This is a genomic window from Echinicola shivajiensis, assembly GCF_018642165.1.
GTDB classification, from domain to species: Bacteria; Bacteroidota; Bacteroidia; order Cytophagales; family Cyclobacteriaceae; genus Echinicola; species Echinicola shivajiensis.
Genome location: NZ_JAHHZM010000015.1, coordinates 69,112 through 93,030 on the forward strand (window position 1 = coordinate 69,112; position 23,919 = coordinate 93,030).

Annotated in this window: 18 protein-coding genes and 3 tRNA genes; 11 read left to right on the top strand and 10 right to left on the bottom strand. The window is 37.7% G+C overall.

The genetic code is table 11. The features are described from left to right. Nucleotides 1-169: 169 nt before the first annotated feature. On the bottom strand, nucleotides 170-1,405 hold the full coding sequence (locus tag KMW37_RS18485; RefSeq protein WP_215226139.1) for a Bcr/CflA family multidrug efflux MFS transporter: 1,236 nt from the start codon (nucleotides 1,403-1,405) through the stop codon (nucleotides 170-172). A gap of 469 nt (nucleotides 1,406-1,874) precedes the next feature. On the opposite strand from KMW37_RS18485, the gene KMW37_RS18490 reads away from it, so the two are divergent. Both KMW37_RS18490 and KMW37_RS18495 read left to right on the top strand, forming a co-directional pair. Further along, nucleotides 1,875-4,898: a PKD domain-containing protein gene (locus KMW37_RS18490; RefSeq protein ID WP_215226140.1), complete on the top strand. Its 3,024-nt coding sequence runs from the start codon at nucleotides 1,875-1,877 to the stop codon at nucleotides 4,896-4,898. Between the two features lie 240 nt (nucleotides 4,899-5,138). Beyond that, the gene (locus KMW37_RS18495) at nucleotides 5,139-8,276 is read left to right on the top strand and encodes a PKD domain-containing protein (RefSeq protein ID WP_215226141.1); all 3,138 of its coding nucleotides are present in this window, start codon (nucleotides 5,139-5,141) and stop codon (nucleotides 8,274-8,276) included. A 78-nt stretch (nucleotides 8,277-8,354) separates the two neighbouring features. Here the strand turns inward: KMW37_RS18495 and ilvA are convergent, their stop codons facing one another. From ilvA to KMW37_RS18515, 4 genes are all read right to left on the bottom strand, one after another. Next, the gene (ilvA, locus tag KMW37_RS18500; protein WP_215226142.1) at nucleotides 8,355-9,608 is read right to left on the bottom strand and encodes a threonine ammonia-lyase IlvA; all 1,254 of its coding nucleotides are present in this window, start codon (nucleotides 9,606-9,608) and stop codon (nucleotides 8,355-8,357) included. 121 nt (nucleotides 9,609-9,729) lie between these two features. Next, nucleotides 9,730-9,803, bottom strand: a tRNA-Asp gene (locus KMW37_RS18505). A 44-nt stretch (nucleotides 9,804-9,847) separates the two neighbouring features. Beyond that, nucleotides 9,848-9,921, bottom strand: a tRNA-Asp gene (locus KMW37_RS18510). Nucleotides 9,922-9,959: 38 nt separating this feature from the next. Beyond that, nucleotides 9,960-10,033 (bottom strand) — tRNA-Asp (locus KMW37_RS18515). A 797-nt stretch (nucleotides 10,034-10,830) separates the two neighbouring features. On the opposite strand from KMW37_RS18515, the gene KMW37_RS18520 reads away from it, so the two are divergent. From KMW37_RS18520 to KMW37_RS18545, 6 genes are all read left to right on the top strand, one after another. After that, a complete protein-coding gene (locus tag KMW37_RS18520; protein ID WP_215226143.1) occupies nucleotides 10,831-11,898 on the top strand; it encodes a BamA/TamA family outer membrane protein in 1,068 nt (355 codons plus the stop codon). Between the two features lie 230 nt (nucleotides 11,899-12,128). Beyond that, nucleotides 12,129-13,076: an acetyl-CoA carboxylase carboxyltransferase subunit alpha gene (locus tag KMW37_RS18525; RefSeq protein ID WP_215226144.1), complete on the top strand. Its 948-nt coding sequence runs from the start codon at nucleotides 12,129-12,131 to the stop codon at nucleotides 13,074-13,076. A 121-nt stretch (nucleotides 13,077-13,197) separates the two neighbouring features. Next, on the top strand, nucleotides 13,198-14,040 hold the full coding sequence (locus tag KMW37_RS18530) for an MBL fold metallo-hydrolase (RefSeq protein WP_215226145.1): 843 nt from the start codon (nucleotides 13,198-13,200) through the stop codon (nucleotides 14,038-14,040). Next, nucleotides 14,030-14,833: a patatin-like phospholipase family protein gene (locus KMW37_RS18535; RefSeq protein WP_215226146.1), complete on the top strand. Its 804-nt coding sequence runs from the start codon at nucleotides 14,030-14,032 to the stop codon at nucleotides 14,831-14,833. The genes KMW37_RS18530 and KMW37_RS18535 overlap by 11 nt, the downstream gene beginning before the upstream one ends. After that, nucleotides 14,830-15,390 carry a 1-acyl-sn-glycerol-3-phosphate acyltransferase gene (locus KMW37_RS18540; protein ID WP_215226147.1) on the top strand — a complete coding sequence of 187 codons (561 nt, stop codon included), beginning with the start codon at nucleotides 14,830-14,832 and terminating at the stop codon, nucleotides 15,388-15,390. Before KMW37_RS18535 ends, KMW37_RS18540 begins: the two co-directional genes overlap by 4 nt. 81 nt (nucleotides 15,391-15,471) lie before the next feature. Further along, nucleotides 15,472-16,398: a YihY/virulence factor BrkB family protein gene (locus KMW37_RS18545; protein WP_215226148.1), complete on the top strand. Its 927-nt coding sequence runs from the start codon at nucleotides 15,472-15,474 to the stop codon at nucleotides 16,396-16,398. Here the strand turns inward: KMW37_RS18545 and KMW37_RS18550 are convergent. The 4 genes from KMW37_RS18550 to KMW37_RS18565 all read right to left on the bottom strand — a co-directional run bounded on the left by KMW37_RS18550 (nucleotide 16,395) and on the right by KMW37_RS18565 (nucleotide 20,661). After that, nucleotides 16,395-17,162: an SDR family NAD(P)-dependent oxidoreductase gene (locus KMW37_RS18550; protein WP_215226149.1), complete on the bottom strand. Its 768-nt coding sequence runs from the start codon at nucleotides 17,160-17,162 to the stop codon at nucleotides 16,395-16,397. The two genes, KMW37_RS18545 and KMW37_RS18550, sit on opposite strands and share 4 nt — an antisense overlap. A 224-nt stretch (nucleotides 17,163-17,386) precedes the next feature. Continuing rightward, the gene (locus tag KMW37_RS18555) at nucleotides 17,387-18,088 is read right to left on the bottom strand and encodes a TetR/AcrR family transcriptional regulator (RefSeq protein WP_215226150.1); all 702 of its coding nucleotides are present in this window, start codon (nucleotides 18,086-18,088) and stop codon (nucleotides 17,387-17,389) included. Between the two features lie 232 nt (nucleotides 18,089-18,320). After that, a complete protein-coding gene (tyrS, locus tag KMW37_RS18560) occupies nucleotides 18,321-19,619 on the bottom strand; it encodes a tyrosine--tRNA ligase (protein ID WP_215226151.1) in 1,299 nt (432 codons plus the stop codon). 130 nt (nucleotides 19,620-19,749) lie between these two features. Continuing rightward, nucleotides 19,750-20,661 carry a TolB-like translocation protein gene (locus KMW37_RS18565; protein WP_246581567.1) on the bottom strand — a complete coding sequence of 304 codons (912 nt, stop codon included), beginning with the start codon at nucleotides 20,659-20,661 and terminating at the stop codon, nucleotides 19,750-19,752. A gap of 239 nt (nucleotides 20,662-20,900) precedes the next feature. Here KMW37_RS18565 and KMW37_RS18570 point away from each other — a divergent pair, with 239 nt between their 5' ends. Genes KMW37_RS18570 through KMW37_RS18580 form a run of 3 tightly spaced genes read left to right on the top strand, consistent with a single transcriptional unit; the run spans nucleotide 20,901 to nucleotide 22,540 of the window. Then, on the top strand, nucleotides 20,901-21,206 hold the full coding sequence (locus KMW37_RS18570; RefSeq protein WP_215226152.1) for a DUF2752 domain-containing protein: 306 nt from the start codon (nucleotides 20,901-20,903) through the stop codon (nucleotides 21,204-21,206). Then, on the top strand, nucleotides 21,199-21,603 hold the full coding sequence (locus tag KMW37_RS18575; RefSeq protein WP_215226153.1) for a TM2 domain-containing protein: 405 nt from the start codon (nucleotides 21,199-21,201) through the stop codon (nucleotides 21,601-21,603). The genes KMW37_RS18570 and KMW37_RS18575 overlap by 8 nt, the downstream gene beginning before the upstream one ends. Beyond that, complete coding sequence (locus tag KMW37_RS18580) at nucleotides 21,590-22,540, top strand: DUF4097 family beta strand repeat-containing protein (RefSeq protein WP_215226154.1); 951 nt, start codon at nucleotides 21,590-21,592, stop codon at nucleotides 22,538-22,540. Before KMW37_RS18575 ends, KMW37_RS18580 begins: the two co-directional genes overlap by 14 nt. A gap of 124 nt (nucleotides 22,541-22,664) precedes the next feature. Here KMW37_RS18580 and KMW37_RS18585 read toward each other — a convergent pair whose 3' ends face one another. Further along, nucleotides 22,665-23,918 carry a DcaP family trimeric outer membrane transporter gene (locus tag KMW37_RS18585; protein WP_215226155.1) on the bottom strand — a complete coding sequence of 418 codons (1,254 nt, stop codon included), beginning with the start codon at nucleotides 23,916-23,918 and terminating at the stop codon, nucleotides 22,665-22,667. Nucleotide 23,919: the final 1 nt, after the last annotated feature.

Sequence of the window (23,919 nt, forward strand, 5' to 3'; positions counted from 1 at the left end):
TAGCATTAGCCAAATGGTGATGGGCAGAATTAATTTAAATGGGGTTCTTTAAAAAATCTGATAAGATTGAAAAATCCCATTAGCAGCTGAATGAAAATAAAAAATCCCGATAATTCATAAAATGATTATCGGGATTAATTAATAAAAATCGGCTGGTAATCAGTAATATCTATATAGCCATGGAATGTTGTTTGTCCTCCATTGCCTTTCTTTTTCTTGCATTTTTTTTCAAGCTGCTATCCAATATTAATGTCAGCAAACCACCAACAGCACAGAAGCTCATCATAATTACCATTGGATTGGCCGTTCCATTATGGAATACACTGACAGCTGCAGAAACCAAGCCTCCCATTGCCATTCTTGCACTACCCATTAATGCAGCGGCACTTCCTGCATTCCTAGAAAATGGGGCCAATGTAAGTGCAGCAGCATTTGGATTGCTTAAGCCATGGCCAGTAAGGAATATGAACATCAATCCAATCAAGGAAAATACATTTAACCAATCATTCCAAACGCCAATGATCATTATAAATCCAATGATGGTTTGGTAGGTTAGGGCAACCTTGATTACTTGCTGACTACTGAATCTTTTCAATAGAATATGATTCAATTGAGTAGATCCGATCATTGCAGTAGCCAATAAAGCAAAGATCCAACCATATTGCTGTTCTGTAACATGGTAGATATTCATAAAAACATCTGCAGAACCTGATATATAAGCAAAAGGAGCAGCTCCAGCAACACCTCCAATAAGCATGTAAACTAAGAATTGACGGTTTTTGCTAACCTCAATATATTTTTTTAAAACCTGTTTTGGCTTCAATGAAACCTCAGTATCGGGATTGGATCCATCTGGAAGGAAGAAATAGGAAGCAATGATGATAAGCATAGTAATTGCCGCCAAAATCATGAATACTACATTCCAGGAATAATGGGCTGTAACATATCCACCTAAAGTAGGGGCGATCATGGGGGAAACTGCAATTACCAGCATCAATAAAGCCATTGCCTGGGCTATTTTATTGACAGGGAATATATCTCTAACTAGGGCTTGGGCAGCTACCATTCCAGCACATCCACCAATGGCCTGAAAAAAGCGCATAAGAATTAAATTTTCTACGCTGGTGGTAAAGGCACAAGCTACAGAAGCCAACACATAAATTGCCAATCCAATATACAAGGGCTTTTTACGTCCAAACCTGTCCAAGAGTGGTCCATAAAATAGTTGTCCAATAGCAATACCTATCAGATAACTGGTAAGAGACAGCTGAACATTTGCGATACTGGTTCCTAAATTTTCCGCAATGGCAGGAAATCCAGGCAAGTACATATCAATGGAAAAAGGACTTATAGTACTTAAAGCACCTAAAATCAAAATAACTACAAAATACTGTTTCTTACTCATCTCACGACCTCATTAATTACTACAACCAAAATAATCTTAATTCTTCTAAACAGGATTTGTTTATGCTTAGTTCATAAACTTCTGTTTGTTTTATTGATTTATTGTTAATCAAATAGAACTAAATATGTTGTTTTGGTAAGAGTTTTGAGAATATTTGAAATATCCTGCAATTGTTTAGTGTTTTTCTGTTGTGAAAATTGGATGATTGTTGAGAATTGTAAAATTATTGATGGTAATTGTGAAAAAATGGTTTTCAAAAGATGAATAATGGTAAATAATTGGTAAATACCATTATTGTTTAGATTTTTACCAGCTGGTGTTATAATTGTTTTCTAAGGAGAATATTGAATTGTTTAAGATGAAGTCTATCCCATTAGTTTTTTTAGTCACTTTTACTTTTTTTTTATTTTGTGCAAAGGCTGCAAGTGCACAGCTAACAACAGTAGGGGAAGCCTTTTGGGTTGGATTTATGGAGAATTTTACTGAACAATCAAGTGGTAATTCTGTATTAATAATCACCGCTAATGAACCAGCAAAAGGAACTATTGATTTGAGTAATTTTCGTCCCAATTGGACTGTAAGCTTCGATTTACAGAAGGGGGAAAGCTATACTATGCGTATTTCTACCTATCAGGAGGACTTAATGCATCGCTCTTCTGGAATTGTTGAAAATAAGGGCGTATTTGTTTCATCTGAAGGAAAAATTTCAGTGTATGCTTTTAATGAAAGGTATAGAAGTGCGGATGGAACCGTGGTGCTTCCATTATCTACTTTAGGCAAGGATTATTTAGTGACTTCCCATTTTGAAGTTTCTCCTGGGAGCGATAATCCAATGGTTGATCTTAATGCAAAAAATGAAAGTCTACTACTTGTGGTAGGTGTTGAAAATGAGACAAGAGTTGAAATAACTCCCTCAGTAGATACTGATGATGGAAAATCTGCAAATGTTCCATTTGAATTGATCCTAAATGAAGGTCAAAGTATTCAGCTTAGGTCAAGGGATGATCTCACAGGCTCCAGAGTACGGGTTTTGGGAAATGATTTTGATGATTGTAAAAATATAGCCGTTTTTGGAGGAAATAAGTGGACAGGTGTTGGTCAATGTGGTGAAGCTAATGACCATTTGTTTCAACAAGTTTATCCAATTAGTACTTGGGGTACGCAATTTATTCATATTCCTTTTAAAGGAAGGACCTCTGGAGAAATGGTCAAAGTCCTTGCTGCTACCGATGGAACAGTTTTAAACCTCAATGGTCAGTATTATGCAACTTTGGATGAAGGAGAACACATTTCCTTGGATTTCGGAAAAGATGAAATTGTTCAGATTGAAACAAGCCACCCTGCTGATGTTTCGGTTTTTGCAAAAAGCCAAATGTGCAATGATCAAAGTGGACCATTTTCAACTTATGGAGATCCATTCATGATTAGTTATAGTCCTAATCAACAACTTTTAAAAGATGTAACTTTTGAGGCATTGGACATTGTTTCCATCGAACAGAATTATGTAAATATCATTGTAAAGACCAATAGCACAGGTCAAACTATTCTCGATGGGGTGAATGTTGGTAATCAATTTTCAACTGTTCCTGGTAGCTCAGACTTCTCATATGCCAGGATTGAGATTAATAGCGGCTCCCATCATTTACAAAATTTAAATGGTTTTATTGGTTATGTCTATGGGTTTGGGTATTTGGAGTCATATGGCTATTCAGTCGGTGCAAATTTGGAGAACCTTAATTTCGAAGTAGATTCAAAATATGAATTTGAAGTTTATGGGGAAAAAGTCGCTTGTCTGAATCATGAAACTATATGGTCAATTGTTCCAGAAAACCCTGTCTTTACCTATTTTCAGTGGGATTTTGGGGATGGTTCAGAGAAAAAAGATGGGAAAGAAGTAAGCCATATATTTCAAGAACCGGGTAATTATACCGTATCTATCCTTGCAGCTATTAGTCAATCTTCTTGTGATCAACAGGAAAAAATCATATTTGAGGTAGAAGTATTAGAAACGAAAGGTGAAATAGTAGGTTCTGAAGTTTCTTGTCCTGACGAGGAAATAACTTATGAATTAACGGGAATGGAGGGGATTGAAAGCTTTGTTTGGAAAATAGTGGGCGGAGAAATTATCAATCAGCAGGAGAACAAAGTGGACATAAGATGGGGAGAAATTAATGACGAGGCAGAATTAATCATCCAACCATTTACTTTTGAAGGTTGCCCAGGGGAGCCAATAGTTCTTGGGGTAAACATTAGTAATACCATCATTCCTGAAACACCAAAGGGGGTGGAGGAGGTTTGTTTTGATCCGGAACTAAGCTACCAATATGTCGCCAATAATGTTTTGAGAGGAAGAAAAGTGGATTGGTTTGTATCAGGAGGTGAAATTATTTCAATAGAAAATGATACTTTGATTGAAGTAAGTTGGAATGAACCTGGAATAGTTGGAGAGCTTTGGTTTAAGGAATCAAATAATGATCAATGTAGTGGAATATCCGATGTACTATCAGTTGTAGTCCAAGATGAAATTAAATTAGATGTCACTGTGCAAAACGGATTGTGTTTCGATGATGAAAGTGCCTTTATTGAAGTTAAAGTAATTGAGGGAACTTCCCCATTTACATTTTCATGGGATCATGATCCATCCTTAAATTCTTCAAGAGTTGAGGGACTGCCTTTTGGTTCCTATAGTGTTGTAATTACTGATGGGAATGGTTGTTATAAAAAATTGGAAGGAATAGAAGTCAAGTATCCTGAAATGTTGGAAGCTGAAGTGTTGGAGATCAGTGGGACGAGTTGTTACGGTCGTGCCGATGGAATCGCAAAATTAGAAATTAAGGGGGGGACTGAGCCATATACAATAGATTATAATAACTATGAATTATCCCAAGGTAGAATGACATTAAGTGGTCTTGCTGGAGGGAACCATCAATTTACTGTGGTTGATTATAATGGATGTTCTTTTCCAATCAGTTTCGAAGTGACTAGTCCTGAGCCTTTGGAAGTTGAGGTTGAAGTATTGAGAAGGAGTTGTCCAGGAGAACCAGATGGAGAGTTATTTGCAATTCCAATAGGAGGTCGCGAACCTTTTAATTATACATGGGATTATGAGGATCAAACTTCTGCGCATTTAGTTAAAGCTCCGAAGGGTAATTATTCGGTAACAGTAACCGATCAAAATAATTGTATAAGTTTTGGTAGTGCGCAATTAAATGAAATGGCACCGACAGTACGAATGCCTAATGCTTTCAGGCCAAGTAATAATAAAGATTTTCCATATTTTGAGCCAGTTTCAAATTGTCCTCTTTCATATAGAATTATCATCTATAACAGATGGGGAGAACTAATCTATATGAATAACGCTGGTTGGGATGGTACAGTTTCAGGTAAGAAGGCTCTTCCTGATAGTTATAGTTATGTTTTAGAATATAATTATAAACTAGAGGGTAAAGAGATAAATAAGAATATCAGGGGCACATTTCAGATTATTGATTGATAAAATATTTACTCTTGAACAGAGAAAATAAAAAAATTACTTTTTATAACCTCTATTAATGAGTTAAAGAACTTAAAACGGATGTTTAAATCTTATTTATTCAAAAATTAATTAAACATATTTTTGGTAAAATTTAGAAGAAATAATGATATAATTAACCTTCCAAATGATTTAGAAAACACCCATTTTCTCCAATTATTATGGAATTCATATCAATTTAGTTGGATTCTTAAGCTCAAAATGAAGTATATCAAATACATTTTGTCCGTAATATTAGTACTATTTGTTATTAGTACGAGTACAGTTTATGCCCAGCTAACTACCGTTGGAAAAGAATTTTGGTTTGGTTTTATGGAGAACAACACTGATGGGCAAAATGGGACAGCTGTAATCGTTATATCAGCCAATGAAGCAGCTCAAGGGACAATTGACCTCAGTAATTTTAATTCAGGATTGACTTACAATTTCAATTTACTGGCAGGCCAAAATTACACTCTAAGAGTTCCAGAAACCCAGCAGGACTTGTTGAATAGAAGCTCTGGCAGGGTAGAAAATAAAGGAATCCATATTGTTTCGAACGGTAAGATTTCTGTACACGCATTTAATGAAAGAATTAGGAGTGCAGACGGCACAGTTGTACTTCCTCTGACTACACTAGGTAAAGAGTACTATATCACTTCCCATTTTGAAACTACTCCAAATAGTGGAAATGGGAATTTGAATTCCAATAATGAAAGCTTATTTATGGTGGTTGCAGTTGAGGATAATACTACTGTAGAAATTACACCGAGTCAAAGAACCATTGATGGAAAAGCTGCTAACAGTCCTTTTCAAATTGTTTTGAACGTTGGTCAAACGTATCAGTTGAAAGCGAGGGCTGATTTGACGGGAAGTCGGGTAAGGGTCATTGGTACCAGTGCAGATGATTGTAAAAATGTAGCCGTTTATGGAGGAAATAAATGGACAGGTGTTGGAAAGTGTGGCAATGCCAATGACCATTTATTTCAACAAATGTACCCCATTAATACTTGGGGCACTGAGTTTATTCATATTCCTTTGAAGGATCGGTCTTCTGGTGAATTGGTGAAAATAATTGCAACAGAGGATGGAACACAGGTCACTATGAATGGGACAAATGTAGGTATTCTTAATCAAGGAGAGTTTAAAGAATTTGAATTGGGCCCTCAGGACATCAGGTTTATAAAAAGCAATAAGCCTATAAGTGTAACCACTTTTTCAAAAAGTCAAAACTGTAATCTATCCTCTGCACTATATGAGAATTTAGGGGACCCATTTATGATCACCTATAGTCCCAATGAGCAAATGCTGACCAGCATCACTTTTGAGGCGATGAGTGTTCAACAAATACAATATAACTATGTTAATATTATTGTCGAGGCATCCGCTGTAAACCAAACCATCTTGGATGGAAGAAATATAGCCTCTGATTTTTCTCCAGTTCCATTTAATCCAGATTATGAGTATGCAAGGATAAATATTTCAAGCGGAACCCATAAGCTGAGCAATCCTGAAGGATTTATAGCCTATGTCTATGGGTTTGGTCAAATAGAATCTTATGGATACTCTGTAGGAGCCAGCCTGGAAAATTTAAATTTTTTGGTTGAACCTGAATATGAATTTGAGGTTGTAGGCAATAAGGTAGCTTGTTTGAATGAAGAGTCGCTGTGGCGAATAGAGCCTGAAAATCCAATTTTCACTTATTTTACTTGGGACTTCGGAGATGGTTCAGCCATTAAAGAAGGACAGGAGGTAAACCATACCTTTGAAACTCCTGGAAACTATACAGTGACGGTAACAGCTTCTGTAAGTGAAAATTCATGCGAGCAACAAGAAGATATTTCTTTTGAAGTAGATGTATTGGAGACCAAAGGGGACTTGTCGGGAGCCACCATGGTTTGTCCGGATGTGGATGAAATCACCTATGAGCTTGTCAATACTGAAAATATCGCTAGAGTGGAATGGGAGGTTTCTGGCGGTGAATTGGTTTCCTCGGATGATCAATCTGCTACAGTTTTATGGGGAGAGGCCAATGATATGGCATATCTTTCTGCCCAGCCGTTTACTGCTAGTGGATGTCCAGGAGAAATAATTGTTTTGGATGTTAAAATTGATCAAAGAATAGAGCCTCTTGCACCTATTGGAGAAAATGAAATATGCTTTGATCCAAATGAGGTATATACTTATGAAGTTTCTCAAAATGCTCCTGAAAGGACATACCAATGGTTTGTTACTGGAGGTGAAATCATTTCAGCTTCAGATGGTGAGCTTATCGAAGTAAAATGGACTACCCCTGGTATTCAAGGGGAAGTATGGTATGAGGAGGCAAGCTTGCTCGATGCCATGTGTGCAGGTATATCTGAAAGCTTAAATGTTGAGATCAATGAAGAAATAATCAGTACATATATTAAAGAGGATATTGGTTGTTTTGGTGGAAATGAAGGCCAAATTGTGGTAAATACCAGTGGTGGGACAGCTCCGTATTCTTACCAGTGGAGCCATGATCCTAATTTGGGTAAGAATAAGGCTATTGATTTGGTAGCAGGGATTTATTCTGTAACAGTGATTGACAGTAAGGGCTGTGAATTTGTTCATGAAAATATAGAAGTCAAACAGCCTGATGAACTTCAAGGGGAAGTGGTCCAAATAGTAGGCACAAGCTGTTATGGGAAAGCAGATGGTGAACTTAGAATTCAAGTCACTGGTGGAGTGGCCCCATACAGTATAGATTATGAAACTGCGAATTTTCAATCAAGTGAGTTTAATTTGACAGCCTTAGAGGGAGGGGAACAGGTATTTTATATTACTGATGCAAATAACTGTCATGTAGCTGTTTCAACAAAAATACCGAGTCCTGAACCTATTATAGTAGACATTGAATTGGTTAAAAAAAGCTGTCCGGGAGAAGCAACAGGAGTTTTATTGGCAGTTCCGACTGGTGGAAACGGGCCTTTTACATACACATGGGATTATGACCAAAGCAATGAAGCCCAAATTGAGGGCTTACCCAAAGGAAGTTACGGTGTATCGGTGCTTGATCAAAATGGATGTATTAGCCTTGGTTCTGCGGAAATGCCTGAAGCTGCACCTATTGTTAGGATGCCAACAGGATTTAACCCTAAAGATTTTAGCAATAGTAGCTTATTTCAACCTATATCAAACTGTGGTTTAAATTATGAACTTTCCATTTACAATAGGTGGGGGGAATTGATCTTCAGCGAGAGTGAGCCATGGGATGGAAGGATCAATGATAATTTTGCTACAGCTGGATCTTATACATATTTAATTGAATACGCCTATGTATTAGAGGGGAATACGATTACAGAGCAGCAGAGAGGTGTGTTTACGGTAGTATATTAGGTTTGTAGGAGTATAAATAAAACAGCCCTGAGTTCTTATTCAGGGCTGTTTTATTTATATCAATATAGTTTAAGATTTCTACATCAATAGATTCAATAGATCCAGATTGTCATTTAGATAATTATATTTGAATCGATTATTGTCCAAGCGTTCGAAAATTCCTCCCAAGTCATCCGGGTTTTTCAATTCAATTCCGACCACTGCAGGCCCATTTTCTCTATTGTTCTTCTTGGTGAACTGGAAATAGGCAATATCATCATTAGGTCCCAATATCTTGGTGACGAAATCTTTCAATGCACCTGGTCTTTGTGGAAATTGAATCATAAAATAATGCTTTAATCCTTCGTATAGTAAGGATCTTTCCTTGATCTCAGCAGTTCTCATGATATCATTGTTTCCACCACTTACCACACAGACTACATTTTTTCCCTTTATTTTCTCTTTATCATACAAAGATAAAGCTGCTAAGGTCATGGCTCCAGCGGGTTCAACTACTATTCCTTCATTATTATAAAGGTTCAAAATAGTGGTGCAAATACGTCCTTCGGGGACTAAAAGCATTTCGTCCAGATTTTTCTGGCAGATTTCAAATGTGATGTTCCCTACTTTTTTTACTGCCGCTCCATCCACAAAACCGTCTATTTCTTCTAAGGCGGTGTTTTTGTGGTTTTGAATCGAAGTCAACATGGAAGGAGCTCCCTCTGGTTCGGTGCCAATGATTAGCGTGGAAGGGCTGGTTCTTTCAAAGTAAGTGGAGACTCCGGCTGTTAAACCACCACCTCCAATAGGTAAAAACAAATAATCAATTGGGAATTTTGCCTCCTCAAGGATTTCCTTGCCTACTGTGCCTTGTCCTTCAATAACCTTTGGATCATCGAATGGATGTACAAAAACAGCTCCTTTTTCATTACAATAGTCAGAGGCAGTTTTATAAGCATCATCATATGTGTCTCCAGCCAATTTGATTTCTACCCTGTCCTTTCCAAATAATTTCATTCGGTTGATTTTCTGGGCAGGAGTGGTGGAGGGTATAAAAATGGTGCCTTTTATATCCAGGTTTTTACAGGCAAAAGCCACTCCTTGAGCATGGTTTCCTGCGCTGGCGCAGACTACACCTCTTGCTTTTTCTTCATCACTTAAATTGGCAATTTTATGGTAGGCCCCTCTAAGTTTATAAGATCTAACTACTTGGAGATCTTCTCTTTTTAAGTAAACATTACAGCCATACTCTTCACTCAATTGATAGTTGTATTGAAGTGGAGTAGGAGTGACCACATTGGCCAAAACATGACTCGCTTGAACGATACCTTCAAAAGAAACAGAATCACTCATGGTTTTATATAGAAATAACTAATAGTCAATATAAATATAAGCCCCATCTACCAATATCTACGATTAATAAACTGGTAAATAGCTTTAAAAACAAAAAAGCCTTGCTTAGCAAGGCTTTTTGCGGAATGGACGGGACTCGAACCCGCGACCTCCTGCGTGACAGGCAGGCATTCTAACCAACTGAACTACCACTCCTTTGATAAAATCAGTTAACACTATTATTTATTTTCTTTGATTAGCGGAATGGACGGGACTCGAACCCGCGACCTCCTGCGTGACAGGCAGGCATTCTAACCAACTGAACTACCACTCCTTGATAATAGGTTAACTTCTTTCAATAAAATTTTTAAGCGGAATGGACGGGACTCGAACCCGCGACCTCCTGCGTGACAGGCAGGCATTCTAACCAACTGAACTACCACTCCGTTAATAATATTTATCACTCCTCGTTTGAAGTGATGCAAAGGTAGTAGTATTGTTCTTTAATGCAAAACCACATTGTAAAAAAATATTAAGCAAATACGCTAAGCCCCCTCTTTTTCAGCCAAATAAATTTTTTAATACATATCAGACTAGCATAAAACTGGTAGTTTTATCACCAAAAATTTGGTAAATGTTGAATTTCCCTGTGCATAACTGTTATAGTCAATTGTCTTAAGAGACTTTATTTCGTTGCCGGAATGACTATTAGTGAAATAAAGAAATCATCTTAACTTTTAAGTATCGTTTTATCCTTGGTTAACCCTTTGATATATGGGAATTACAAATTAATTATCAGTCAATAAAATTGGTTTAGGTAATTGGATGTTATGCTTTATTATTATTGTTAAAGGGCTCATTTTGAATCAAAAGATTGTTATTTTAGCTAGGTACTGTTGCGGTTTATTTAATGTTATAGAGTTTTTAGTGATACAGTAGGTGTCATTTGTCTAAAAAAACATTAAATATTCTTTTATAGTATTTTATTAGAAGGAAGAGAAAGTTTATTGTTTTATAACTAATCAAAAAATGCGGTAAGGATGTTAGTCTTGTTTAAATTCCTCTAATGGTTATAAGTTTAATGAAATATTACCGATTTAAATGGGCAAAGTACTGCTATCCTAAATCTTCTAAATACTTATATTCTAGAATTACATTCTTAGTTTTTATTAGCATTACTTTTTTGATTTGCACGGATGCTTTAGCCCAAAAAGAATCCCTTAAGGAGAAGCTTGGCAATTATATGAAAAACAGACAAATCCTAAAAGATTCCCTGATTTCTGAGGGGAGACCATTTTTGAGTGTTTTTGCTGGACCAGGTTATACACCGGAAGCAGGTTTGCTTATTGGCGGTGGTTTATTGTATACCTTTAGCACGGATCCCAATCAGCCTGACTTACAAAGGTCCTCTGTACCTTTATTGGGAATGGTCAGTACAAGGGGGAATGTGGGTTTGAACTCAACCATTAATACATTTTGGTTTGAAGATAAGCTAAGGGTAAAGTTGATTACCAAGTTATCCAATGTAAACGCTGATTATTTTGGGATTGGTTATGACAACAACTCCTCCCTTTCTAGGGGAAAAGAAACCACAGAATATAATCGCGTATATTTTCAATTCCAGCCTCGTGTTGATTTTAGGATCATACCTAATTTATATCTTGGCTTATCCTATCTATATAGCAGTTTTAATGTCAAGGAGACCAATCCTATAATGATGGAGGATCCAAACTATTTAGCCTTCGGACCTAATATCAAAGAATCAGGATTGGTGTATTCCTTGACATTCGACAGCAGAGATGTTGTAGTAAATGCCTACAAAGGGTTTTACGCGGCTATTTCCTATTATAATTCAAATAAGAATTTGGGAGGTAACCAGGATTTCGATGTTATGGATATGGATTTCCGTTACTATAAAACCATAAATCGTCCTGGAAATACCTTAGCATTTAGGTTGTATGGAAGGAGGGCGTATGGAGAGGTGCCTTATAATGCGATGACCTTAATAGGTGACACCTCGCTTTTAAGAGGGTATTTAAATGGACAGTATAGGGATAAAACAGGTTTAGCCTTAGTAGGTGAATGGCGGCATATGTTTTTGGACAAAACAGGAAAGAAGGGGAAGCATGGTATTACCACCTGGTTGGGAACTGGCTCTGTAGCCAAAGACTTTGGCGATTTGGAGCATTGGCTACCCAATTTGGGATTTGGTTATCGTTTGGAGTTGCAACCAAGGATGAATCTTAGGGTGGATTTCGGTTTAGGTAAAAACAGTACAGGTCTGTATTTTAACTTTTCTGAAGCTTTTTAGTTGTAATCAGTGCTATATGTTGTATCTCTAATATTTCATTGAACCCTCTAAAAACTTAAATAATTATGAGTGAAGGGATATATTTCATAAATTATTGATAAATAGAATTTTAAGTCATCCGCTAAAAAAGAATCGTTTAGTGATCTTGGTCTTTCAGGCAAAAGACTATTGGGCAAAGATTTTTCTTCGGGATAATCTTTTTATCTTTGTTTTGGTTAAAAAAATTAAACATGGTCCTAGAATTTGAAAAGCCAATTGCTGATTTAGAGCTTAAACTTCAGGAAATGAAGGATTTGGCTAAAGGCAAAGAGATCGATTTGTCAGACGATATTCAGTCTTTGGAAGAAAAAATAAAAACTTTGAAGAAAGAAACATTCCAAAATTTAACCAGATGGCAAAGGGTTCAACTGTCAAGACATGCAGATAGACCTTACGCCTTGGATTACATTTACGAAATTACCAATGATTTCATCGAACTTCATGGTGATAGAAATGTAAAAGATGATAAAGCCATGATTGGTGGTCTCGGAGATATCGATGGGCGAACTGTAATGTTTATCGGTCAGCAAAAAGGCCGTAATACCAAACAAAGGCAAGAGAGGAATTTTGGTATGGCCAATCCTGAAGGCTACCGTAAGGCGCTACGTCTTATGAAAATGGCCGAAAAGTTTGGGAAACCAATTGTAACCTTAATTGATACTCCTGGTGCTTACCCTGGGCTGGAAGCTGAAGAAAGAGGGCAGGGTGAAGCAATTGCTAGAAACATTAAGGAGATGTTCATGCTTAAAGTGCCGGTGATTTGTATCATTATTGGAGAAGGGGCTTCAGGTGGTGCCTTAGGTATTGCCATTGGTGATAAGGTGATGATGTTGGAAAATACATGGTATTCTGTAATTTCCCCTGAATCTTGTTCTTCCATTCTTTGGAGAAGTTGGGATTATAAAGAACAGGCTGCTGAGGCATTAAAGCTTACTGCTTCAGATATGCAAAACAATAAATTGGTAGATGGTATTATTCCAGAGCCTTTGGGTGGAGCGCATAAAGATATGAAGGCTATGGCCGCTACTATCAAAGCTAGCATTCAAGAGGCTTTGAAGGAATTGGATAAATTGAAACCTGAGAAAAGAATTGAAGCTCGAATTGATAAGTTTTCGAGCATGGGCGTCGTTAATGAATAGGCGTGTTATAGGTATAATTAAAACCTCTGTATTGCGCAGAGGTTTTTTTATTTCTTTACTTTAATTGTTGTGATTTAAATAACTGTTAGTCAGTGTTTTATTTTGTGATAAATATTTCCATATGAAGATACATGTGATCAATACAGGATTCTTTAAGTTAGATGGCGGAGCCATGTTTGGTGTGGTTCCCAAATCACTTTGGCAAAGGACCAATCCAGCAGATGAAAACAACCTTTGTAACTGGGCCATGCGATGTCTATTAGTGGAAGAGGGTGATCGCTTGGTATTAATTGACAATGGTATTGGAGATAAACAAAGTGTAAAGTTCTTTTCGCATTATTATCTTCATGGGGAAGATAGTCTCCACGGATCTTTAGAAAAAGCGGGATTTACAGCAAGTGATATTACAGATAATTTTTTGACCCATCTACATTTTGACCATTGTGGTGGTGGAGTAAAGTATAAACAAGGGACTGATCAATTGGAAATGGTATTTTCCAATGCCCAGTATTGGAGCAATAAAGATCATTGGAAATGGGCTACGGTACCCAATGCGAGGGAAAAAGCATCTTTTCTAAGCGAAAATATTTTACCCATGCAGGAAAGTGGACAGCTTTCCTTTTTGGACCTAGAAAGACCTAGCTTGTTTTCCGGCTTTGATTTTATGACTGTAGATGGACATACTGACAAACAGATGATTCCCAAGATTCGGTACAAAGGAAAAACCATTATCTTTGTTGCAGATTTGCTTCCATCTGTAGGTCACATTCCATTACCCTATGTGATGGGGTATGATACCAGACCACTAAAGACCCTTGAAGAAAAAAAGGCCTTTTTAGAGGAAGCAGCAGAAAAACAATATATCCTTTTTCTTGAACATGATCCTGTGCACGAATGCTGTACGGTGAAAATGACAGAAAAAGGAGTTAGGCTGGACCAAACATTTTCGTTGAGTGAAATCTAAAATTAGGATTGCTATAGCTTTATCCGGTGGTGGAGTGAGGGGGATTTCCCATTTAGGGGTCATCAAGGCCTTGGAAGAGTCTGGAATTTACCCTGATCTGGTATCCGGCACCAGTGCGGGTGCTATTGTTGGGGCTTTATATTGCTATGGCTATTCACCTGATGAGATTTTCGAAATTATTATCAACACCAATTATTTTAAATTTCTAAGACCTGCAATAAGTCGTAAAGGCCTTTTGAAAATGGATGTCTTGGAGGAGTTATATAGGGTGCATATGCCTGATAATAATTTTTCTGATTTGGAAAAGACTTTAAGTATTGCAGCGACCAATATTAAAAAAAGCAGGGTGGAATACTTTACTGAGGGAGATTTTATAAGGCCCTTAATGGCTTCGACATGCATTCCAGGCATGTTTGAGCCTATAGAAATAGGAGATGAATACTATATTGATGGCGGCGTGTTGAATAATCTTCCTGTGGAGCCTTTGATCGATAAGAGTGATTGGGTCATTGGGGTAAACTGTAACCACCTACCTGATGTAGCCAATGTGACAAATATCAAGAGCTTGATAGAGAGAACGGTAATTATGTCAATGAATTATAATGTCTATAATAGAAGGACGAAATGTGATTATTTTATCGAGGCAGAAGGTTTGGCACAATATGGCGTTTTTGACCTGAAAAAGGCAGAAGAACTATTTAAAGCAGGCTATGAGTCTGCCAAAAACTATATTATTGAACACCAAAGCTTGGCTGATTTGGGTCAAGCGGAAAAAACTATTCGTAACAAATGATGAAACAACTGGCCCGTTTTGTATTCTGGATTACTGGTTGGAAGGTGGCAGGTGCCTGGCCTAAAGAACTTAAAAAAGCGGTAATGATTGCCATTCCTCACACCAGTAATTGGGATTTACTTTATGCAAGAGCTGCCTTTTATATAATGGATGTTCCTGTAAGGTTTACTATCAAGAAAGAGGTAATGGTAGGACCTTTGGGATGGTTTATCGGCGCTTTGGGTGGTATTTCCATCGATAGGAAGAAAGTGGCCGGCAAGAGGAAACAAACCTATACCGAAGCAATGGTGGATATGTTGAACAAATCCGATGAGCTGGTGGTAATGGTAACTCCTGAAGGTACCAGGAGCTATGCCAAGAGGTGGAAATCTGGTTTCTATCATGTAGCCATGGGGGCAAATGTACCTGTAGTAATCGGCTTTTTGGATTATAAGAAGAAACAAGCGGGGATTGGACCGGTAATTCATCCAAATGGAAATATGGATGAGCAAATTGAAGAAATGAAGGCATATGGCCGCACAGTGACAGGAAAATATCCTGATCAGGGAATACGATAAATGCCAATTATTGGATATTATTTAAACATTTATGCCGGTACATCTTTTGTACCGGTTTTTTTCTGTTTATATTTTTAGAATATGATAAGGAAAATAAAAAAGCTTACTGTTTTTAGGATATTAAAGGATAGTGTCCAAACTTTTGCTAAGAGCGATTCAATGACCTATGCCGCCAGTACAGCCTTTTATACCATTTTTTCCATGCCTGCCGTATTGATCATTTTGATTAATATAGGGGCCGCTTTTTATAATGAGGGAACAGTAAGGGAGGAATTACTGGCTCAAATTTCCAAACTAAGCGGAGCTGAAAGTGCAGCAACTATTGATAGCATTATTTACAATGCCACCATAGATAGTGATGGTTTTTGGGCCCAGTTAGTAGCCATTGCTGTCCTAGCCTTTAGTGCAACCACAGTTTTTGTAAGCCTGCAAAATAGTATCAACCATATTTGGCATATTAAATCAAAGCCGGAAAAGGGATTGGTCAAGTTTATTATTAACCGTTTATTGAGCTTTTCAATGGTTGCTTCCATAGGATTCATTCTTTTGGTTTCCTTGGTGGTAGATGCTTTGATTGTGGTTTTCTTCAATCACCTTTCTAAGATATTTCAAGGAGCATCATTTTATCTTACTACCATAACTAATTTTGTGTTTACCCAGGCACTGATGGTCGTTATTTTTGGATTGATGTTTAAGATTCTTCCGGATGCAAAGGTAAAATGGCGATCGGTTTGGATGGGAGCTATTGTCACCATGGTCTTATTTGCTTTGGGGAAATACCTTATTGGCTTTTATTTAGGAAACAGTGAAATAGGCAGTGCTTATGGCACAGCCGGTTCTTTGGTGGTAATATTGGTATGGGTATATTATTCGGTAATTATTTTTTTGTTTGGAGCCAGCATCACCTATTATATAGCAGAAAAGACAGGGAGAGGAATCAGGCCCATTAAAGAAGCCGTTAAGATTCAAATCGTTGAAGTGGAAGATCAGCAGGAAGAGGAGGATTAACTGGTATAGCCACCATCAACCGTGAATATCGAACCAGTGGTGTAAGATGCTGCTGGGGAGGCTAAGAACAGTGCGAGAGCACCAATTTCTTCGGCCTTGCCCAGTCGTTTTATTGCCAGTCTTTTCATGATGGTTTCCATAACCTGATCATTGGACCAAAGAACTTGGCTGAATTTGGTTTTTACTACGCCTGGACAAATGGCATTGACCCTTACTTTATGATTGCCCCATTCTTTTGCACAAACCTTGGTGAGTGAGTGTAGGGCAGATTTACTAACACTGTAAATTCCCAATTGCGGTTCAGGTGTGATGGCTCCTATGGAACTGATATTGATGATGGAAGCATTGGATGATTTCCTTAAATGGGGCAAACAAAGTTTAGAAAGTTCAAATGGTGCTCTAACGTTTACAGCCATGATTTTATCAAAAACTTCCATGCTGGTGTCATGGACAGGACCACAAAATGGATTTATTCCTGCATTGTTGACCAAAATATCTATTTGTCCATAGACCTCTAAAGTTTTGTTTACCAAAAGTTCCAATTCATCTGGATGGCTAACATTACACGCAACCCCCAACACATCATATCCTTTATCGTTTAGCCTTAATGCGACTTCGTCCAAGGCTTCTTGATTTCTGCTGCTAATGACTACTTTTGCGCCTGCCGCTGCGAAAAATTCGGCAATACTAAGACCGATGCCCTTGCTAGCTCCAGTGATTACTGCCACTTGGTTGTTCAAAGCAAATAATGCTGATAAATCCATCAATTATTTATTTTATAGCTCGATTAAAAAACAACTTAATTTAAAAAATCTATTGGAATTGATTTCAAATTCCAGTTTTATTTTCCGAAAAATTGTACCAAATAGGGGATTAAATTATTAATTACTATTGTGTACAAATGACATTTGTAAATAAATGCAAAAAGCCCGCTCCAAAAAAGCAGGCCTTTTGATGAGGTAATATATCAGATTTAGAAATTCTAAATTTAAAATAAAGATCCTTGAACAGCCTTTGGCCTTTGGGCTTGCACTGTCCCCTTTAGCATATCTTGGATCAATTTTATAAAACCATTATGCCAGTTTTCGTTACTGATTTTTACTTCTTTATTATCGTAATTTATTGGACCTCTTAAACGCTCAAATCCCAGTAGCATGGTCCATACGGTATAAAAGGTGATCTCTGGTTGTAGATCAGGTCGCATACTGCCGTCCCTCACTCCATGTGAAATGATCTGTATCCCAATTTTGGCTGGGTCATGCTGTATTTCCAGTAATTCTGTGAAGTTTGGGCTTTCCAATATAAGTGGATCGATTTGTTTTCTTTTTTCAGGATCATTGTATTGATCCATGATTCCCATAAAATTCAGGATCGCATCCTGATACATTTTATTGTTTTCAGTGAAATTGATAAAGTTTTCCACCAGTATAGTGATCATTTCTGACCCAGATTTACCCTTGCTTTTTTGGGCTTCCCTAAAAACATCTTTTAGCTCTTCAAATGCTTTGCGGGTAACGGCCATATATAGGTCTTCCTTATTTTTATAATAGAAGTATATGAGGCCTTTACTCATTTTGGCCTTCTTCGCTACCTCATCCATTTTAGTATTGTGATAGCCTTTTTCAGCAAAAAGCCCAATGGCTGAATCTAATATCTCTTTCTCTTTCTTTTGTCTCTCGTACTTTCCCATTTCAGTAAGAATAGGTGTTGTTTAAATAAGGTTTAAAGTTATTGAACTTTATTTAAATTTATAATAAAAGATTGAAAATATGTGTGCTTAAAAATAGAGTGGAAAGTGTAGGTATTGTTGGTTAATTGATTGAATTATAGCACTTTAAAATGGTTTGTTTGAAGTGGAGATTGATAAAAAAATCTTTTTGAAACTGAAAGAAAGGGGAGACCACAAGATCTCCCCAAGAGACTTATCCATTAACTTTAATAATGAAGTAATTCTTTTTACCCTTTTGAACAAGTAAGTATTTTCCTTGTAAAAGTTCTAAGCCATCCATGGTCGTTTGAGGGTCATCAAGCTTAACCTTATTGACACTGACACCACCACCTTGGATCATTTTTCTTGCTTCGCCTTTGGACTTAAATATTACTTCTTGTCCCTTATCACCCAATAAATCTAAAACGCCTTCTATTTCATTGAATTCTGATTGGTTGATTTCCACTTGTGGAACTCCCTCGAATACTTGAAGAAAAGTCCTTTCATCCAAGGATGCTAAGTCTTCAGTAGAAGATTTTCCAAAAAGAATAGATGAAGCTTTCACTGCCATTTCATAGTCTTCTTCTGAATGTACCATGATGGTAATTTGCTTAGCTATTTCCTTTTGGAGTATTCTCAAATGTGGTGCTTCAAGATGTTCCTTCTCCAGGCCCTCAATGGTGTCTTTATCTAAAGTCGTGAATATGCGGATATATTTGGTGGCATCTTCATCAGAAACATTGAGCCAAAACTGGTAGAATGCGTACGGGGAAGTCTTTTCAGGGTCTAACCAAACACTTCCGCCTTCTGTTTTACCAAACTTGGATCCATCTGCCTTGGTGATCAATGGAACAGTAAGGGCAAAGGCGCTACCTCCGTCCATTCTTCTGATAAGTTCTGTTCCCGTTACTATATTTCCCCATTGGTCAGATCCTCCCAACTGCATGGTACAGTTCTTGTTTTTCCAAAGGTGGTAAAAGTCATAACCCTGGATCAACTGGTAGGAAAATTCAGTAAAGGAAAGTCCATTTCCTTCTTCCAATCTTCTTTTTACGCTGTCCTTGGCCATCATATAATTTACGGTGATATGCTTGCCCACATCACGGATAAAGTCAAGAAAAGAAAATTGGGACATCCAGTCATGGTTGTTGACCAATTCTGCTTTGTTTTCTTTTTCCTCGGAAAAATTCAAGAATTTGCCCAATTGCTTTTTGATACAGGCAATATTATGATCAAGGGTTTCTTTGTCCAAGAGGTTTCTCTCAGCTGACTTGAAAGAAGGGTCGCCGATCATACCTGTGGCACCACCAACAAGGGCGATTGGCTTATGTCCGGAACGTTGAAAGTGCAAAAGCGTCATTACACCTACCATATGCCCAATGTGCAAAGAATCGGCAGTTGGGTCAAAGCCTAGATAGGCAGAAGTTATGCCTTTATTTAGGTGTTCTTCCAATTCCGGAGTCATGTCCTGAACCATGCCTCTCCAACGCAATTCTTCTATAAAGTTGTTCATATTTATGTTTTGCTACTAATAATCTAAACGAGCTGCAAATATAGGTTTTGCCGCTTTAGAATTAAAGGAAAGCTTTGATATTTGGCCTTACCAATGAATGTAAATTGAATTAATTGGTTTTTTAATGGCTTTAGTCCAATCGCTCCATAACAAGCACCAGTTTATCGCCCTTTGGACTTATGGCCAACCTTGAGATATTACCATAGCCAGGAAAGGTGACCTTGGCGATTTTTTCCCAATCTTGGCTTTTATTGACTCTTTTTACATATAAATCCTGACCTTGGGCCATTAGCATCATGTTTTTGTCAATCCATATGAAATCTTCGCTTTCCGTCAATGCCGTTCCGTAGTTACCTTTGACTTTTTCTTCAATGTCAAAGGATTTGATCTCAAAAGTGGGTTTCCCATTTAAGACCACACTGGCACTTTTATCGATATATGTGATCTCACTGGTATTGGGCCTTTTTTGGATACTTCGTCCTATGTTTTCAGCGATGGGGAGTACATTTTCGCGGCTTAGGGGGTACACCAGTTTATTGGGCTCTCCTAGTACAAACATAGCAGCAATATTATTATACCAGGTATAATAGCCCACAGGTTCTATATCATCGTAAAGTAATTCTGGTTCACCAAAATTTATAGGGTACAGCCAAAGCCTCTGGCTACTATCTTCCTCCACCGTAACTGCAGAAATATATTGACCGCAATCCGTAAGTCTCGGGGAGAACTCACTCTTTGTATCTGTTCTGGTCATATTGGTAAAGCTATCCTTATCAAAACTGTAGAGGATAATATCGCTATTACCTGCATCGGCTATGGAAGAAAAGGCTACCTGCTCGTTATTGATAAAGAAGGGTTGATTATCATATCCAGCTCGATCAGTAAGCTTTTTGGCACTGCCCGGGACTATGCTGAATTTCCCTAAAAATTTTTTGGATTCGAGGCTTATGAGATCAAAAGAATCCTGTGCCTTAATGGAATTGGAAGCCAATGTGGATATAATTATTATCGCAAAAACAGCGATTTTTTTCAGTCTAAACATATAGATGGCTATTATTTGTGATAGTTGCTCTAAAATTACAAAAGGAATCGAGAATGAAGAATTTCTCACTGCCTAATCCTATATTGAGCAACAGTTTTTTCTTTTAAGAGTAACCAGAGAGTGTCCGTAAACGGTCAAATTTTGTACGTTTATGTAGCAACGGATTTTTAGAAAGTTGGCTGGTTTGATATTAGGGCACTTTTTAAGAAATGGCATCCTTTTCGTAATTTAAGTCTCAGATGAAAAGCAAAGTATATCACTTTAGAAGATTTCCCTTCGAACTGCTATTTTGGTGTTTGGCGATTGTGGGTATTTTATTGATTGATCCCAATTCCCAGACTCATTTTAGTATTTGTCCACTGGATATGCTTGGGATTGATTGGTGCCCGGGTTGTGGATTGGGAAGGAGCATGAAACTCTTTTCAACTGGTGAATTTTCAGCCTCTTTTGACATGCATCCTATGGGGGGGATAGCCTGGTTGATCATTGCTTTTCGAATAAGTGAATTGGTGAAACTATTAAAAACAACAAGTTATTATGGCTAATGTATTGAAGCACCTTCCGGAACTGGAAGGAATGGAACTTGGATATATCCAAGGAATCCTAAAAAACATGGATGATGAGCAGGCAAATCTTTTTGCACAGGTTTATAGGGCTCGAAGAAAAGACAGCCAAATGGTTTTGATCTTGGCTTTACTGGGCTTTTTTGGTTTTGCAGGTCTTCATCGCTTTATTTTAGGTCAAATAGGCCTTGGGATATTGTATTTCTTTACCGTCGGTTTATGTTTTATCGGGACGATAGTGGACTTGGTAAATTATAAAAGTCTGGCTTACGAATACAATATTAAGGTGGCTCACGAAACTTTATCCGTGATGAGTAACGGGTTTGGTCAAACAATTAATCAGGAAAACGAACAAAAGGAAAAAAATGATGAAGGATAAACCAAGCATATTGGCCTTAGCACTGTTATTATGGGCAGTACTACTTCCAGGATGCGGTTATTCCCAAATGACCGTGGTATCTGATATTGAGGAATCATTTTCAGGAATAAAGCAGGTGGAGTTATATGGTGGTCCACTCGAAGTTTCCTATGAAGGCAAGGAAGGAGCCAGTGATGTTTCTTTGAGTGCTTATTTGGAAACTAATAGAGAAAATGGGGTTAAAATTAGCTACGAGGTGAAGGGAGACAAGCTGATTGTGAAATGGGATCAAAGCAAAAAAACGAATTCATGGAGAAATTTTAGACATGAAGGATATATCAGTGTGACAGGCCCTAAAGAAATTCAGCTGGAGGTGTCCAGTGGCTCAGGAAAGGCCTTTGTTTCAAATATTGAATCAGAGGAGTTAAAAGTCTCTGCAGGATCTGGCCATGTGGTGGTTAATGACCTGGAAGTAAATCAAGTATACCTTGCTGTTGGATCAGGGCATATTGAAGCGATGGACATTGAAGGAAACATAGATTGCAAGGTTTCTTCTGGACATGCCGAACTAGAGGATATTGAAGGAAATATCAATGCAGTGGCCAGCAGTGGCCAATTGAGTATAGAAGATGTGGATGGAGAAGTAAGTGCTGTGGTAAGTTCAGGTAGGATTGTCATGGAGGATATTACTGAAGTAGCTAGTTTAACCAGTTCTTCTGGCTCCATAAGCGGTAACGATGTAGGATTAAGTTCGACTACCAATCTGAAATGTTCTTCAGGTTCCATAAAAATTAATACCACCAGTAACCTTGATGACTTTAATTTTGATATGGTGGCCAGCAGTGGAAGCCTTAGGGTAGGAGATCAAAAGAAAGGAAAAATTCTAAAGATTGATAATAACTCAGGCATGACCGTGAAAGGCGTAACCAGTTCCGGAAGCCTGTCTATTCAGCATTAACAATCATAATTATATAAAGGTTATAAATAGACAGGAAAGGGATGCTTTTTTGAAGTATCCCTTTCTCATTTTGATAAGGATCTATTTGGTTTTGAGAGAAGTCCACAGGCTAAGGGGCTCAGGTTTAAAAATCATAATAGAATAATAGATTCAACCTGAAGGCATTTCCTTTTGACATGTCCTTATTTATCCTGTTTCCCCATATTGTCTCAAAACCTATTTTGGTACCCTCTGTGATATCCCAAAAACTGTTCATTCGAAAGGTTTGAGCTCTGTGATAAGTGTTTTCCTCTGTGAAACTGAATTGCTCCAAATTAACCCATCCATAGGTTAAACTTGACAGCATGTTATTATTCCAGTTATGCTCATAGGTGCCATAATAGCCTATGGAGAGCGGTGTATAAATATTTGTTGGTGGGGCTAGTAATAAATCCAGTCCTCCTGAACTCAAGTCAGTAAAATATCTCGTAATGGCTTTTCCTGCTACTCCTTGAATGTACCATTTTCCATTTTTCCAAGAATTTAAAACTACCGAGGAAGAAATACCCCATCCAGGTTGTAAAAGCAATTTATCATTAGAATCCAAACCGGAGAGTACCGGTATCACGCCTGAAACTTGAAGCGATCCCCAGTCATAATTCTTGTTGATTCTGGTGGTGAAACTAGGAATGAGCTGGAAGGTCTCCGAGGAAGATGAGTCTGGCAAATTAAGATTGGGGATGGTATACTCTAGTCCCAAGGCTAGATCAAAGCCTTTGTATAGATTAGGTGCGGTAAAACGTATTTGGGGTGTTCTTGTTACAAGTGAACTGGTAGGGCCTGCAACATCGACAGTAGCGGGAGAAGCTCCAATATGTGAAAAAAGACTCCATGTTTGTCCAAATAGAAAGTGTTTGTATTGCCCATAGGCATGTCTAATTCTAAAGCCATTTACTCCCAAGAAATCTGTTTCCAATCGAATAAAAATATCCCCGTCATCTGTTTTTCTGGTGACTTCAAACCCTAAACGGGTTTGTTCAAGTCCGTTAAAATAATTAGGCAAGGGAGTGTTTAGCTCCCCAGTAGGAATTTCATAGGTGCTGTAGCCATACTTTGAATTTAAATTTCTTCCATCGAATACCACCAAGTATCTTACAGAACCTAAAATCCTTAACTGCATGGATCCGTCCGGTGTGCCAATAAATAAACCTCTGTCCTGTGCAATATCCAGTGGGACATCCTCAATTATTTTTGTTGAATCAGAAATTAAAGTATCTCCTACATTTAACGATATAATCGTTTTTTTGCCCTCACTTTCATCTTGTGAGTAAGCATGTTCATAAGTCAAAATGACTATGATGACCAGAAAAATATTATATGCTGATTTATTTTTTAACATA